The 15,301-nt window shown below is 26.7% G+C and carries 18 protein-coding genes; 12 read left to right on the top strand and 6 right to left on the bottom strand.

Going from position 1 to position 15,301, the window contains the following annotated elements; translation table 11 throughout:
- Nucleotides 1–230 precede the first annotated feature (230 nt).
- Together LEBU_RS06480 and LEBU_RS12265 are read right to left on the bottom strand one after the other, a co-directional pair.
- On the bottom strand, nt 231–806 hold the full coding sequence (locus tag LEBU_RS06480) for an IS630 family transposase (protein WP_238974539.1): 576 nt from the start codon (nt 804–806) through the stop codon (nt 231–233).
- Nucleotides 752–1,105, bottom strand: a complete 354-nt coding sequence (locus LEBU_RS12265) for an IS630 transposase-related protein (RefSeq protein ID WP_041760588.1) — start codon at nt 1,103–1,105, stop codon at nt 752–754. Before LEBU_RS12265 ends, LEBU_RS06480 begins: the two co-directional genes overlap by 55 nt.
- 343 nt (nt 1,106–1,448) lie before the next feature.
- On the opposite strand from LEBU_RS12265, the gene infC reads away from it, so the two are divergent.
- The 5 genes from infC to rsmA all read left to right on the top strand — a co-directional run bounded on the left by infC (nt 1,449) and on the right by rsmA (nt 4,680).
- Nucleotides 1,449–1,982 (top strand): translation initiation factor IF-3, encoded by a 534-nt coding sequence (gene infC, locus LEBU_RS06470; protein WP_015769538.1) that lies wholly within the window; start codon nt 1,449–1,451, stop codon nt 1,980–1,982.
- Between the two features lie 37 nt (nt 1,983–2,019).
- Nucleotides 2,020–2,226 carry a 50S ribosomal protein L35 gene (gene rpmI / locus LEBU_RS06465; protein ID WP_015769537.1) on the top strand — a complete coding sequence of 69 codons (207 nt, stop codon included), beginning with the start codon at nt 2,020–2,022 and terminating at the stop codon, nt 2,224–2,226.
- A gap of 207 nt (nt 2,227–2,433) precedes the next feature.
- Nucleotides 2,434–2,778 (top strand): 50S ribosomal protein L20, encoded by a 345-nt coding sequence (rplT, locus tag LEBU_RS06460; RefSeq protein ID WP_015769536.1) that lies wholly within the window; start codon nt 2,434–2,436, stop codon nt 2,776–2,778.
- A gap of 474 nt (nt 2,779–3,252) precedes the next feature.
- Nucleotides 3,253–3,807 (top strand): hypoxanthine phosphoribosyltransferase, encoded by a 555-nt coding sequence (gene hpt, locus LEBU_RS06455; RefSeq protein ID WP_015769535.1) that lies wholly within the window; start codon nt 3,253–3,255, stop codon nt 3,805–3,807.
- A gap of 9 nt (nt 3,808–3,816) precedes the next feature.
- Nucleotides 3,817–4,680 (top strand): 16S rRNA (adenine(1518)-N(6)/adenine(1519)-N(6))-dimethyltransferase RsmA, encoded by an 864-nt coding sequence (gene rsmA / locus LEBU_RS06450; protein ID WP_015769534.1) that lies wholly within the window; start codon nt 3,817–3,819, stop codon nt 4,678–4,680.
- A gap of 50 nt (nt 4,681–4,730) precedes the next feature.
- Here the strand turns inward: rsmA and LEBU_RS06445 are convergent, their stop codons facing one another.
- The 4 genes from LEBU_RS06445 to LEBU_RS06430 form a co-directional block, all read right to left on the bottom strand.
- Nucleotides 4,731–5,003, bottom strand: a complete 273-nt coding sequence (locus tag LEBU_RS06445; protein ID WP_015769533.1) for a type II toxin-antitoxin system RelE family toxin — start codon at nt 5,001–5,003, stop codon at nt 4,731–4,733.
- A 31-nt stretch (nt 5,004–5,034) separates the two neighbouring features.
- Complete coding sequence (locus tag LEBU_RS06440; RefSeq protein WP_015769532.1) at nt 5,035–5,298, bottom strand: hypothetical protein; 264 nt, start codon at nt 5,296–5,298, stop codon at nt 5,035–5,037.
- A 113-nt stretch (nt 5,299–5,411) separates the two neighbouring features.
- Nucleotides 5,412–5,672: a DUF4911 domain-containing protein gene (locus LEBU_RS06435; protein WP_015769531.1), complete on the bottom strand. Its 261-nt coding sequence runs from the start codon at nt 5,670–5,672 to the stop codon at nt 5,412–5,414.
- An 18-nt stretch (nt 5,673–5,690) separates the two neighbouring features.
- On the bottom strand, nt 5,691–6,629 hold the full coding sequence (locus LEBU_RS06430; RefSeq protein WP_015769530.1) for a tRNA 2-thiocytidine biosynthesis TtcA family protein: 939 nt from the start codon (nt 6,627–6,629) through the stop codon (nt 5,691–5,693).
- A 158-nt stretch (nt 6,630–6,787) separates the two neighbouring features.
- Between LEBU_RS06430 and LEBU_RS06425 the strand changes: the two genes are divergently transcribed.
- The 7 genes from LEBU_RS06425 to LEBU_RS06395 all read left to right on the top strand — a co-directional run bounded on the left by LEBU_RS06425 (nt 6,788) and on the right by LEBU_RS06395 (nt 15,225).
- Nucleotides 6,788–7,030, top strand: coding sequence for a KH domain-containing protein (locus tag LEBU_RS06425; RefSeq protein ID WP_015769529.1), 243 nt, complete (start codon nt 6,788–6,790; stop codon nt 7,028–7,030).
- 55 nt (nt 7,031–7,085) lie between these two features.
- A complete protein-coding gene (locus tag LEBU_RS06420) occupies nt 7,086–7,493 on the top strand; it encodes an acyl-CoA thioesterase (RefSeq protein ID WP_015769528.1) in 408 nt (135 codons plus the stop codon).
- A gap of 24 nt (nt 7,494–7,517) precedes the next feature.
- Nucleotides 7,518–7,946: a ribose 5-phosphate isomerase B gene (gene rpiB / locus LEBU_RS06415; protein ID WP_015769527.1), complete on the top strand. Its 429-nt coding sequence runs from the start codon at nt 7,518–7,520 to the stop codon at nt 7,944–7,946.
- Between the two features lie 204 nt (nt 7,947–8,150).
- Nucleotides 8,151–8,492, top strand: coding sequence for a histidine triad nucleotide-binding protein (locus LEBU_RS06410; protein ID WP_015769526.1), 342 nt, complete (start codon nt 8,151–8,153; stop codon nt 8,490–8,492).
- A 36-nt stretch (nt 8,493–8,528) separates the two neighbouring features.
- Complete coding sequence (locus tag LEBU_RS06405; protein ID WP_015769525.1) at nt 8,529–10,715, top strand: DKNYY domain-containing protein; 2,187 nt, start codon at nt 8,529–8,531, stop codon at nt 10,713–10,715.
- A gap of 174 nt (nt 10,716–10,889) precedes the next feature.
- Nucleotides 10,890–13,097, top strand: a complete 2,208-nt coding sequence (locus LEBU_RS06400) for a DKNYY domain-containing protein (protein ID WP_015769524.1) — start codon at nt 10,890–10,892, stop codon at nt 13,095–13,097.
- 175 nt (nt 13,098–13,272) lie between these two features.
- On the top strand, nt 13,273–15,225 hold the full coding sequence (locus LEBU_RS06395) for a DKNYY domain-containing protein (protein WP_015769523.1): 1,953 nt from the start codon (nt 13,273–13,275) through the stop codon (nt 15,223–15,225).
- Nucleotides 15,226–15,301: the final 76 nt, after the last annotated feature.

The raw sequence follows: 15,301 nt of genomic DNA, 5'->3' as shown, positions 1-15,301 counted from the left end.
TATTATTTTCCCGTAACGATATTTGTGATTTTTATCTTTAGATTCAATATAGCCAGTTGTTTCAAAAGTTTTAGGATTAACTCCTTAAATTATTGTTAAAGTTTTTAAATCAACTTCTTTTATTGGTTCTTCTTTTTGACTCCAATATAAGTTGTTATTCTTTAACTCTTTTCTTCTATATTTATTATACCTCGTTAATCTAATTTTTTTAATATTATAGTAAAACCTATTTAAAACTGAACTAATTTATTAAATAAAACAGAAGTAACAGCTTCTTCTAGTGTATTAAAATTATGGGCTATGTCTTTTAATTTTTTCTTCATATTAGCCCATAATTTTTCTATTGGATTTAAATCCGGCGAATATGGCGGAAGAAATAATAGACAATGACCCGTTTCCTTAATTATCTTTTCTAACATATTCTTTCTATGAAATCTGGCATTATCCATCACTATTAGAACTCTCTTCCCTAATTTTTCAATATCTCTTAAAAGTATTTCCCTGAACCATTCTTCAAAAAATTCACTTTCCATTGTTTCCCTGTATATCATACTTCCTATCAGTGCATTCCCTATTTTTCCAGCAACCAGATTTATTCTTGAATATCTTAATCCTCTTTTCTTCCCTTCAATAGATATTCCCCTTTTACTCCAGCCGTATTCACGGTAGTAATATTCGTCAAAGCCTGTTTCATCAATATAGATTATTTCCCTGCCTGAACCTGCTTCTAATAATTTTTTTAAATATCTATTTACTTTTTTCTCATCCTGCTCCCTGTATTTTGTCTGTTTTTTTTTCCTGTGTATCCTAATTTTTTCAGTGCTGCTCTCACTGTCTCCTTTCCACAGCCAAAATCTTTTGATATTTCACGGATGTATTTATCTGCATTCTTTGGATTTTTCATATATTCGTCAAGTTTTTCAGGATCTAACACCTTAAATTTTCTTTTCCGTGTTCTTGATGAAAGATCTCCTGTTTCCTTCTTAAGTTTTATCCATCCGTACAATGTGTTGGAACTTATGTTGAACTGAAATAATGTTTTTGTTTTTCCATTTTCGTAATAAAAATTTAAAATTCTTTTCCTATAATCTTTTTCATATGCCATAAAGTTATTATACCCTATTTTTAGGTCGGTTTTGTATAAGTTTCACTATATATTCTTTTTGAAGTAAATAATAAAAAAAATTTCCTTGCAAAATAAAATAAAATATGATAAACTATTTAGGTAATTAAATTAGAAGTAGAAACATTGTTTCTCACCTTTCCATCAATTTTTATTAAAAAATAAAGTAATTAATTTTATTTGTCAAGATGAGTTGGGTATTAGTTATTTTTATTTTGTGCATTAAAGTAGGTTTTTTATACCTTATTTTGTTGTGAAAATTATTTATATAACTATTGAGCAAGGTTTCTTATATCTTGTTTTTTTATTGTAAAAAAATTAGGAGGTGTTTTTTATAAGAGGAAATAACAAATCTAATGAACCAAGAATAAATGGACGAATTAGAGCAAGAGAGATAAGAGTCATTGGTGATGATGGCGAACAATTTGGAATTATGTCGGCTAGAGATGCGTTGGCACTTGCGACTGAAAAAGAATTGGATTTAGTTGAAATTTCACCAAATGCAACACCGCCTGTATGTAAAATTATGGACTATGGAAAATTCAAGTATGAGAAAACGAAAAAAGACAAAGAAAATAAGAAAAAACAAAAAAATGTTGTTGTTAAAGAAATAAGAATAAAACCTCATATTGATGAACACGACAAGGAAACAAAAATTTCTCAAATTGAAAAATTTATAGCCAAGGAGCATAAAGTAAAAGTTAGCTTAAGACTTACAGGTAGAGAAAGATTACACGCAGAATCTGCTATTAAAGTATTAGACGAGTTTGCAAGCCATTTTGAAGAAATTGCAACTGTTGAGAAAAAATACGGAAGAGAACAGGTTCAAAAATTTATTTTATTATCGCCTAAAAAATAGGCAATGAATTTAAAAAAGTGATTTAGGAGGAAAAAAAATGCCAAAAATGAAAACACATAAAGGAACAAAAAAAAGAGTTAAAGTTACAGGAAGTGGAAAAATTTCTTTAAGACACTCAGGAAAGAGCCATATCTTGACTAAAAAGACTCATAAAAGAAAAAAACGTCTAGGACAAGACGCAATCGCTCCAAAAGGTGCTGAAAGAAAAATCAAAAAAGCATTGGCTGGACAAGAAGGAAGATAGTCTAAATAATTTCTTTAAACTTATTTTTAAAGAAGCAATTTAACAAAATTTACGACTTTTATTTAAAAGTGAAGTTAAAAAAAAGCAGTTTAAAACAAGACTTAACAGCTTTTTATTTAAAAAATCAAAATTAAAAATTGACAGAAGTTAGTTCTAAATATTAAATATAAAGAACAAAAAACGGCTAAAATTTAAGGAGGAAAGAATATGCCAAGAGTAAAAACAGGAATAGTTAGAAGAAAAAGACATAAAAAAGTTTTAAAAGAAGCAAAAGGTTATAGAGGAGCTATAAAAACAAATTATAAAAAAGCTAATGAAGCAGTTAAAAAAGCTATGGCTTATGCAACTGAACATAGAAAATTGAAAAAAAGAAAAATGCGTGAATTATGGATTATCAGAATTAACGCTGCTGCAAGATTAAATGGAATTTCTTATTCAAGATTAATGAACGGACTTAAAAAAGCTGGGATTGAACTTGACAGAAAAGTTTTAGCAGACTTAGCATTAAATAACCCTGCTGAATTTGCAAAATTAGTAGAAAAAGTTAAATAAAAATAAATAACAAGTAATACTCAAATGGTGATTTTTAAATAAAAAACGACTGTTTGAGTATTAATTTTATTAAAAATTATTTTTGAATAAAAAAAAATCTAAATAAATTAGATTTGATTAGAAAAGCTATACTTATAAATTTTTTTAACAGAAAAATTGTTGAGTTATGAGATAGCCCCGTTATATAGGGAAATTAAATAAATAATGTTTTTTTGGGCTATCTCATAAAATGGTCTTACTTATTAAAAATTTTCCCTATATAGCTAAAAGTTTGCTAAATAAATTTAACTAACCTTTAACAATAATATTATAGCATAAAAGTTAAAAAAGTCAATAGTTAAAATTAAAAAATTTAATTTAAATAAAATATCGAAATATTCGACTTTAAATTATAATATCAGCTTTATGGAAACTTAATTAAAGTAGTTTTAACTTTAGAAAATTGAGAAAATTATAAAAAAATAAGGAGAAAAAATGGCAAAAGATTTTGAATTTGGAATAAAAAAACAGTTAATAACAAAGGAAGAACTTGAAAAAAAAGTAAAGGAACTAGGGGAAAAAATTACTGAAGATTTTAAAAATGAAAATGAGCCGTTAATAGTAGTAGGTCTTTTAAAAGGTTCTATGGTATTTATGGCTGATTTAATTAGGCAGATAAAATTACCTCTTGAGATTGATTTTTTAGAGGCATCAAGTTATGGGGAAGGAACTCAAACTTCAAGAGAAGTTAAAATCTTGAAAGATTTAAGAAGTACGATTAGCGGGAAAAATGTTTTAGTTGTGGAAGATATTATTGATTCAGGATTTACATTGAAAAAGGTGTTACAGCTTTTAGGAAGCAGAAATCCTAAGAAAGTGTCATTATGTACACTATTGGATAAACCTGAAAGAAGAGAAGTGGAAGTTGATGTTCAGTATATTGGGTTTGAAATTCCAAATGAATTTGTTGTAGGATACGGACTTGATTTCAATGAAAATTACAGAAATCTTGAATATGTTGGAATTGCTGAGCCATCATTGTTTGAATAAGGAGAAATATTGAAAAGAAAAAAAGAAAAATATCAGAAAAAAAATAAAAATATTGAAAATGAAAATCATAAGGCTAAGAAAAAATATGGTCAAAATTTTTTAAATGACAGCAATTTATCGGATGACATTTTGGATGTGGCAAATATTGATGAAAAAACAGAAGTACTTGAAATTGGACCAGGTTTGGGATTTTTGACAGAAAAATTGATTGAAAATTCTAAATTTTTGACTGCTTTTGAGATAGATGATGATTTGATACCATTTTTGAATAAAAAATTTCAAAAAAAGGAAAATTTTAAGTTGATTCATCAGGATTTTATGGAAGTGGATTTGAAAGAATTTTTTGAAAACGAAGAAAATAAAAGTAAAAAAAATGTGAAAGTTGTGGCAAATATTCCGTATTATATAACTTCGCCAATTATTAATAAATTGCTAGAATATCGTGAGAATATTGATGAAATTTATTTGATGGTGCAAAAGGAAGTGGCAGAGCGGATTGCCTCACAGCCTCATAGCAAAAATATGAGTTTACTTACACACGCTGTCCAGTTTTATGCTGAAACAGAGTATTTATTTACTGTGCCAAAAGAAAAATTTGATCCTGTTCCAAAAGTTGATTCAGCATTTTTAGGAATAAAAATTTTGAAAGATAAAAGATACGAAAGCCAGATTTCAGAAGAAAAATATTTTAAATATTTAAAGGAAGCCTTTTCTAATAAGAGAAAAAGCATTGCTAATAATTTAATGAAATTAGGATTTTCAAAGGATGTAGTAGGAAATGCGTTAGAAAAAGTTGGAAAGACACGGCTTGCACGGACTGAGGAATTTTCTGTTCAGGAATTTATTGATTTTATTGGAATTTTGGAAAGTTAAGTTTTTAATATTGAAAAAGCTCTCATATTGAGGGCTTTTACTTTCTAAAATTATTTATTTTTATAAATTTGTCCTCTTGAACCAGCATCAATCACATCGATTATTATAATCTCATTTTTATATACGTGATAAATAATTCTGTATGAATTTATTCTCATTCGCAATAAATTTGTGTAACCTTTTAATATTTTTATATCAATATTTGTATTTCCTTTTAAATCCGAGATTATATTTTTTTTAAATTTTTCTTCTATATCTTGATGTTTATTAAAAAATTTATCTGCTTTTTTTCTGTAAATAAATTTTATTTTTAATTTTAACACAAAAAAAACTCCTCTAATTAATTTATAAATTTTAAATTTCGAATATCTCTTCTCTTGTAACTGTCAAATCTTCTTCAGATAAATTATTAATTTTTGACATTATTTCTGCACTTTCTTTTTCATCACATTCAGTCTTATTGGTAATCAATTTGAAATAAATATCATTTTTTTTATTAGTAAGAATATTTTTTATTCCTTCTCTTATCAATTCTGTTGCAGTAATATTATAAATTTTTGAAACTTCTCTTATTTCATCTAACATATCTTCATCTAATCTTAAACTTATAGCTTTCATATTTTTCCTTCTTTCTATAAAAAATAATTATCATTTTGTATATACAGTATATACTAATATAAAAGGAAAGTCAAATTATTATTGAAAAATTTATAAGCAAAAAAGGCTTGGAATTATAATACTCCAAGCCATTCTCTTCTTTCCAGAATTTCCATTTCAATATTTTTTTGTCTTAATGTTTCTATTGCCTTGTCCATATCATCTAAAAGATATGAATTTGTGAGAATTTTTATTAATCCGTTTTGATTGTCAAGAGTTCTCACATTTCCTAAGCCATCGTATGCTTCTATAATTTTGTTAATAAAATCAATGTGTTCTTTTTTTGTTTGAATGATGTATTCCCAGCTTTTCATTTCTTTTTGATTATTTTCCATATTTTTCAGCCTTTCTTTTTAAAATTTGTCCAAATAAGAATATTTTCCATCTGAATCTTTCCAGCCTAATATTTTTTCTAAATTTACATTTTGTGTTGATTGAATTATACGTTTTTTTATGTCTGGATTACTTTTTACAAGCTGTGCAATTAAATCTTTAGTTTCACGGCGTTTGCTGGAAGTTTTTTCGGCAGCTACAGTGCAGCCGCAGTTCATTGGCAGGATTCCGTTGTTTCGTACCCATTTTATAATGGCTTTTTCTTCAACGTAGAATAGAGGACGGATTAATTCTATATCATAATTATCGGACTTTAATTTTGGTAACATTGTTTCAAATTTTCCCATATAAAACATACTCATTAGAGTGGTTTCGATAACATCGTCAAAATGGTGTCCAAGTGCAAGTTTGTTACAACCAAGTGAAGTCGCTTTCGTGTAAAGGCTACCACGCCGCATTTTAGCACACATGTAGCAGGGGTAGTCTTTTGCAATTTTTTCAGCAACTTCAAAAATATTGTCATCGTAAATTTCACATGGAATATTCAGATGTTTCAGATTTTTTTTCAAATTATTTAAGTTTGCAGTATTAAAGCCGGGATTCATTGAAATGAATACAACTTCAAAATTAGTTCTGCTGGCTCTTTTCAATTCCTGAAATAATTTTGACAGTAAAAGGCTATCTTTTCCCCCAGAAATAGCCACTGCAATTCTATCCCCATCCTTAACCATTTCAAATTCTTTTAATGCTTTTACAAATGGTGTCCAAAGTGCTGAACGATATTTTTTCTGAATGCTTTTTTCAATAGTCTCCAGCGATTGAAGCGGAACAGATGGCAAAATTGTTTCACAAACTGCACTTCCAAGAGAAGTGGAAGCGACTGTATCAATGTTTGTTTCATTATTAATATTTTTTTTGTTATCGTTATCGAAATGATTTTCGATAGTTTCTAAATCCATTATTTGTAACTCCTTTTTAAATTTGTATCTTTATAGACTGTATCAAGTTTTTTGGGGATTGTCAAGTGTAAAAAATTTAAAAACAAAATTTGGTAAGAAGATTGAAATATGGTATAATTAGTATAAGAAATCAAAAAATTATGGAGGGAAAAATTAGAATGAGTAAATATTTTGAAACAGTAGATTTTTGGGTTGAGAATCTGTTGGATTCGACTGAAAATTATACAGTTGAGAGTAATGAAAAAGGAAAATTTGTGGACATTACGATTAATGTAATGAGAGATGATATGGGGAAAATTATTGGTAAAAATGGGAGAATTATCACTGCTCTTAGAGTTCTTATGTCTTCAATTGGAAAAAAAGACAGAAAAAGTGTAAAAATTGAAGTTAAGGAAATGTAAGTTGGTAAATTTTTATTATTTTTAGAATAATTTTGACAAAATAAGGAGTAAATTTATGAAAACTTCCAATTTGAAAAAGAAGAGCTTTAAACTTAGAGTTTATTATTATGATACTGATAAAATGGGAGTTGTTTATCATTCAAATTATCTGAAATGGATGGAAATGGCACGAACTGAATATTTTAGAGATGTTTTTCCATATAAGAATATGGAAGATATGGGTTTTATATTGCCAGTAAAAACTTTAAATATTGAATATGTTAATTCGGCACAGTATGATGAGGAAATCGAAATTTTTGTGAAAATTGAAGAAATTAATAATATTAAAATCAAATTTTCGTATGAAATGTATAATTTGGAAAATGTTTTAAAGGCAAAAGCTGAAACTGTAAATGTTTTTGTGGATGAAAACGGGAAATTAAAAAGAATTTCAAATGAATTGCTGAAAAAAATTACTAAATAATAAAAAAGAAAAGAGGTTTTACAAGTGAAAATAGCAATTGGAAATGACCATGCGGGAGTAGAATTTAAAAATAAACTTATGGAAGAATTGAGAAGCAAAGGGTATGAAATTATGAATGTAGGAACTGATACATTAGATTCGGTGGATTATCCTGATATTGCGAAAAAAGTTAGTGAAAAAGTACTTAATGGAGAAGCAAAATTTGGAATTTTGATTTGTGGAACTGGAATAGGAATTTCTATTGCTGCAAATAAAATAAAGGGAATTCGTGCGGCTCTTTGCCACAATGAATATACAGCAAAACTTTCAAGACTTCACAATGATGCAAATATTATAGCGTTAGGAGCGAGAGTTTTAGGTGAAGATTTAGGGCTGGCTTGTGTTGAAGCATTTGTAAATACAGAATTTGAAGGTGGCAGACATGCTAAAAGAGTCGGAAAAATAGAATTGTAATTTATAAAATATCTTAAAAAATTCTAATTAAATTTATTACTAAATATTTATTAGACTTGTTCGGAAATTATTAGAATTTAATAAAACAAAACAAATATTATGAAGCAAGGGGTCTTGACCCCTTATTAAAATAAAAAAACATTGAGTTTTTGAATACATCTATTAAAAAAAATATTTAAAAAATAAAATAAGGAAGTGATTTTTATGTCAACAATTTTTAAAAAGATAATAGATAAGGAAATACCAGCAAATATTGTATATGAAGATGATGAGTTCTTGGCTTTTCATGATATAAATCCAGCAGCAAAAGTTCACGTGCTTGTAATTCCAAAAAAGGAAATTAAAAATTTAGATGCGGCAACTGAGGAAGATGCTTTACTGCTTGGTAAATTGCAGCTGACTGTGGCTAAAGTGGCTAGAATTTTGGAATTAGATAAAGATGGATATAGAGTTATAACTAACATTGGGGACAATGGCGGACAGGAAGTTTATCATATTCATTACCATATTTTAGGTGGAGAAAAATTGCCAGTTACATTGAAATAAAAATAGTAAAATTTTCTAAAATTATGGAGGAAGTGCATGAAAAGCAGACTTTCTAAAATTGTAATTTTTGTCTTTCTTGTGGCAAATCTGGGAATGGCTGAATATATAAAAAAAAATAATGCTGTTTACTATAAGGATGAAATATGGCAATCTGATGAGAAAAAGGTAAATGATGCCGATTTTAAGACATTTGTAGAGCTGAATAAGATTTATGGAAAAGATAGTAAAAATGTTTTTTATGAGGATAGAAAACTAGATAATGCTGATGTTAAGACGTTTCAAGCGATTAGCGATGAATTGGGAAAAGATAAGAAATATATTTATCGGTATGATGAAAAAATGGAAGTAAATCCGAAAGATTTTCAACTTTATAAAAATAAAGATAAAATAAGATATTTTAGAAATAACGGGAAATTATACGAGGCAGGTACATTTTTAGAAAATACTACTGTGGAAGATTTAGATACTTTTGAAATACTGGATGATGAATATTCAAAAGATAAACATAATATTTATTATGGTGGCGTAACTTTGTCTGATGTGGATATGGATACTTTTCAGATAATAATGCCAAATTACTACGCTAAAGATAAAAATAGCGTGTATTCAGGACATAAAAAAATTAAAGGAGCAAATCCCAAAACAATAAAAGTTTTGAATATTGCATATGTAAAAGACGATAAAACTGTTTTTTCAAATTTTTCTTTTAGTAATACACTTAAAAATGCGGATGTTAAGTCTTTTGAAGCATTAGGACAATACTACGGAAAAGATAAAAACAATGTGTATTTAATGGGAGAAAAAATAAAAAAAGCCGATGTAAAAACTTTTCAGGTAATTTCAGAAGAATTTTTTAATCATTACTCAAAAGATAAGAATAATGTTTATTTGGAAACATACATTATAGAGGGAGCTAATCCAGAGACTTTTGAAATTATAAAAGAAAAACCGTCTTATTCAAAGGATAAAAAGCATTTATATTATTCTGGGAAGAAAATTGATGAAATTAAAGATAACTTAAAAATTATGAGTGCAGGAATCTTTGGTATTATAATAAATGGAAACAGAATTTATGCTAATGGAAATAGGCTTGATATAGAAAATCCAGAAAATTTTAAAATAATAAAAAATGATTATTACAATAATCCAAATATAATTTATGGAAAAAATGACAAAAATATATATGTAATTATAGGAAATGGACAAAAAATTCGTAGTAAAGTAATAAAAGATGCGGATATAAACTCTTTTGAAATAATGGAAATAGGTGCATATTCACGAGATAAAAATAATATTTATTTTACCCATTCTGATGTTGTAAAAATAAAAGATGTAGATAAAGACAGTTTTACTATCGGAAAAAATGGCTTTTCATACGATAAGAACAGTGTGTATTTTTATGGGAAAAAGATAGATGGAATAAGTCCAAAAGGATTTAAAATAATTGATTTAGCTGTTAATTCTGGGGATTCTGTAACATTTGCACTATTGACAGATAGTAAAAATTTATATAAATTTATTTATGAATTTGATCCTGAAACGTATAAATTGAAAAATACAAAATTGGTTATTGTAACGAATGTAAAAGTAGATGCTCCGAGTTTTGAGATTGTTAAAGAAGATACGGGAAGTTATTATAAAGACAAGGACAGCGTTTTTTATTATGATATGAATAAAAAAGAACTGAGAAAGGTCGATGGTGGTGATAGAAACAGCTTTGTTGAAATGGATAATTTTTTCGCAAAAGATAATAAAAATGTCTATTATCTTGGGAAGCAAATTAGAAATATCAGCTCAGAAGGATTTAAATTTGTTGGTCCAGATATTGCAAAAAATAAAAATGGTGTATATTTTTTGAAAGATGAAACTGGAGAAGGAGATTATGAGATAGTACCTTTAAATTTTGACAGTGCTTCATTTGATATAGCGAATAAGGATACAAGTAATTATTTTAAAGATAAAAATGGAATTTATTATCTTGATTATGGCAAACTGTTAAATTCGGAATCGAAGAATGTGCAAAATGCTTTTATTAAACTCGAAGGAGCTGATATTCCAACATTTAAAGCATTTGGATATGGTTATTCAAAAGATAAGAATAGAGTTTATTGTGAAGATAAGGAATTTAAAGGGGTGGATGTACCAAGCTTTACTGTCGTGCTGGAAGATGAGGGAGTTGTAGTTAAGGATAAAAATAGGACTTATGAAAATGATTGTGAGTGACAAGTAAAAATTATTTTATTTATATTTTAGTAAGATTACTTTAAAACAGAATTTAGAAATCATAATTATCTTTCTAAAATTCTTTTTAATTATCTGATTCAAATTTGAAGAGTTTTAAATATTTCTAAGTGTTTGTCGAATAAATTATTTGTAAAAGGATTTGGAGGAAATTTTATGAAAAGTAAACTTTCTAAAATTGTAATGCTTGTCTTTCTTGTGGCAAATCTGGGAATGGCTGAATATATAAAAAAAGATAATGCTGTTTACTATAAGGATGAAACGGAGCAGGCTGATGAGAGAAAAGTAGAAAATGCGGATTTTAAGACATTCGTAAAATTAAATGATGTTTATGGGAAAGATGGGAAAAGTGTTTTTTATTTTGATAAGAAGTTAGAAGGTGCTGATGTTAAGACTTTTCAGGTAATTGGGGAAGTTAATGGAAAAGATAAAAAATATATTTATAAGTATGATGAAAAAATGGAGATAAATCCGAAAGATTTCAAACTTTATAAAAATAAGGACAAACTTTTGTATTTCAGAAATAATGGCAAATTGTATATTGGAGGAAGTTTTTTTGAAGTTGAGTATGTTCAGGATTTGAATAGTTTTGAGGTAATTGATCAAGGTTATTCAAAGGACAAGTATAATATCTATTATGCTGGAACGCCGATATATGATGTTGATAAAAGTACATTTCAGATAATAATGCCTGATTATTACGCAAAAGACAAGAATAATGTGTACAGTGGCTCTGATAAAATAAAAGATGCGAATCCTGATACGATAAAAATATTAAATCAGGTTTATTTGAAGGATGATAAAAATGTATTTCTGAATTTTGGTCAAAAAATAGAAAATGCCGATGCGACTACTTTTGAAGTGATGGAAGAAAATGCATCTTATGGAAAAGATAAAAATAATGTCTACTATCTTGGCGAAAAACTAAAGGGAGCTGATGCAAAATCTTTTGAAATAATTTTAGAGCCTAACAATCTTGTTCAGATGTATTCAAAAGATAGAAACAGTGTCTTTATAGGAGGACGGAAAATAAAAGAGGCTGATTTGAAAACTTTTGAAAGGCTTTCTGGAACAGATTATTATTCAAAGGATAAAAATAATCTTTACTATCAGGAAGTGAAAATTGATAAAATTGATAATAAAAATCTTAAAATTTTGTATTCTGATGGAGTTGACTTGATAAAAAATGGGAATAAAATTTTTGCAGAAGGGAAAAAATTAAATATAAAAAGTCCAGAAACTTTTGAAATAATTTTGAGCAAATATTATAACTTCCCAAATTTAATTTACGGAAAAGATGATAAAAATGTATATGCAATTTCAAAATTTGATAAAACTTATTCAAGTAAAGTAATAAAAAATGCAGACGTAAATTCTTTTGAAGTAATGGAAAACAGCATGTATACAAAAGATAAAAATAATATTTATTTTACAAGGGATAATATTATAAAGCTAGAAGGTGCTGATAAGGGTAGTTTTGTTATAATTACGGAAGAAGTTGACTTTTCTTATGACAAGAATAATGTTTATTTTAGGGGAAAGAAAATAAATGGGATAAATTCTGATGGATTTAAAATTATAAATTTGAATAATCAAAATGAATCCTTTTATTTTTTGGCTGATAATAAAAATTTATATAAGTTGATTACTATTTTTGATGAAGATACTGATGAAATTGTAAAAACTAAACTGGTTGCTGTGAAAAATCCAAAAGTAGATATTACAAGTTTTGAATCAGTGAAAAAGTTTTTTACAAATTATTATAGGGATAAAAGTAATATTTATTATTATGATGCAGATTACAAGGCGCTAAAAAGGTTAGAAGGTACAGATAGGAATAGTTTTATAAGTCTTGAAGCAAATTTTGGAAAAGATAATAAGAATGTTTTTTATAATGGAAATAAATTGGAAGGCGTAAATTCTGATGGATTTGAAATTTTAGATGAAAATGCTATAATTTTTAAAAATAAAAATAATGTTTATTTCTTGAAAGCTAAAAATGAAGAAAAAAAATATAAACTTATACCTTTAAATTTTGACAGCAGTTCCTTTAAGCCTGTTCATAAACGTAGCGGATATTTTAAAGATAAAAATGGAATCTATTATTTTGATTATTCAAATTTGGAAACATTGGACACAAAGAAAAATGAGAATATTCAAAATAAACTGTTTTTTAAAATAGAAGGCGTAGATATTCCGACATTCAGGGAACTTCAATTTGGTTATTCAAAAGATAAGAATAGGGTGTATTGTAAAAATAAGGAAATTGAAGAGGCGGATGCAGAAAGTTTTGTTATATTTTATACGGATGATAGAATTGTAGTTAAAGATAAGAATAGAATTTATGAAAATGGTTGTGAATAAAAAATTAAAATTATTTTGATTTATATTTTGATAAAACTGCTTTGAAAAAGAATTTAGAAATCATAATTATTCTACTAAAATTCTTTTTAATTATCTAGTTCAATTTTGAAGAGTTTTAAATATTTTTAAACATTTATTGAATAAATTATTTGTAAAAAGATTTGGAGGAATTTTTATGAAAAGAAAATTTTTTAAAGTTTTATTAGGGGTGTTTATTTTAGCTAATTTAGGAATGGCAGAATATGTGAAAAAGGATAATGAAATTTATTATAAATTTTCTAAAGAAGATGAAACAGGATTTAAAGTTGAAAATGTGGATTTGAATACATTTAAAATATTGAATGATAAATATGCAAAAGATAATAAAAGCGTTTATTTTCTGGGAAATAAATCATTTGAAGATGTGGACATTAAAACTTTTGAAGTGCTACCAAACAATTATTCAAAAGATAAAAATAATGTTTACAGTCCAATTAACGAATGGATTCGGAAAATAAACGGGGCAAATCCCAAAACAATAAAAGTTTTGAGTCAATATTATTCAAAAGATGATAAAAATGTATTCTATGATTCAGATAAAATTTTAAATGCAGATGTAAATTCGTTTGTGGTTCTGGAAGGAGACCGTAGTTATGCAAAAGACAAAAATGCAGTCTATTATTCAGGAGAAAAAATTGAAGGTGCGAATCCAAAAACATTTAAGGTGATTTCAGACGGATCATATTCCAAAGATGATAAAAATGTGTATGCTGGATTAGACATTGTAAAAGGTGCAGATCCCCAAACTTTTAAGGAAGTTTCTGGAACAAATTACGCCAGAGATAAGAATAACCTGTATTATTACTTTGGAGATGTTAAAAATCTTGGGAAAATAAATGAAAAAGATTTTAAAGTTTTGGATAATGATTTGGTTAAAAATGGAAATGAAATATTTTATTCTGGAGAAAAATTAGGTATAAAAAATCCTGAAGAATTTGAAATAATAAAAAATAATTCAAGTAATTCAAGTACGATTATTTATGGAAAAGATAATGAAAACATATATGCCATAACACCATACAAAGAAACTGGGTATCTTATAATAAAAAACGCTGATAAAGATACTTTTGAAGTAATGAAAGATAGCAATTATTCTAAAGATAAAAATAATATTTATTATACAAGAATGGATGTTATCCAATTACAAGATGTAGATAAAAATAGTTTTACTATTGTAGAAGATGAAGATTTTTCATATGATAAAAAAAATGTTTATTATAGAGGAAGAAAACTAAATGATATAAGCCCAAATGGCTTTAAAGTTGTAAGGCTTGTTAATAGACGAAATATACCACTTAATTTTTTGAGTGATAGTAAAAATATATATAAACTTGTTACAGTATATGATGAAAAAACTGATAAACTGAAAAGTGTAAAAGTAGTTGCAGTAAAAAATCCTAAAGTAGATTCTAAAACTTTTGAAATATTTGATTACTGGGAAAATTATTTCCATGATAAAAATAATGTGTATTACGAAAATGAATTGTATAAAATGGGCTTGAAAAAAATAGCGGATGCAGATAGAAACAGTTTTAAGGTTTTGAATGATGAATTTTCAAAAGACAAAAACAATGTTTATTATTATGGAAATAAAATAAACGGTGTAAGTCCAGATGGATTGGAGTTTGTTGGAAACAAATTTGTATTTAAAAATCATGAAGATTTTGTTTCTTTCATAAAAGATAAAAATAATGTTTATTATTTGAAAGGGAAAATTGGAAATGAAAAATATGAAATAATGCCTTTAAACTTTGACAGCAAGACCTTTAAATATTCTAATAACGGTTTTTATGAATTAATTAATTCAAATTATACTGGTTATTTTCAAGATAAAAATGGAGTTTATTATTTTAATGGATTAGCTAAATTAACTCCAAATAATATTTTATCTAAAGTTGAAAATGCTGATATTCCATCATTTGTACAATATATGGCAGGTTATGCAAAAGATAAAAATAAAGTATATTGTGGAACTAAGGAAGTTAAAGGTGCAGACGTTGAAAGTTTTGCTGCATTTACTATAGATGGTGAAGATATAATAAAAGATAAAAATAAAATTTATAAATACACAGACAGTTGTGAACAATAATTAAATATAAATATTTTAAATTATACAGAAATCCCTCTAAAATTGAGCTTTATGAATTGAATAGATTGGGATTTTT

This window comes from Leptotrichia buccalis C-1013-b, assembly GCF_000023905.1.
Lineage (GTDB): Bacteria > Fusobacteriota > Fusobacteriia > Fusobacteriales > Leptotrichiaceae > Leptotrichia > Leptotrichia buccalis.
Note: the sequence above shows the minus strand (reverse complement) of the source record. Positions and strands in the feature narration are given on the sequence as shown.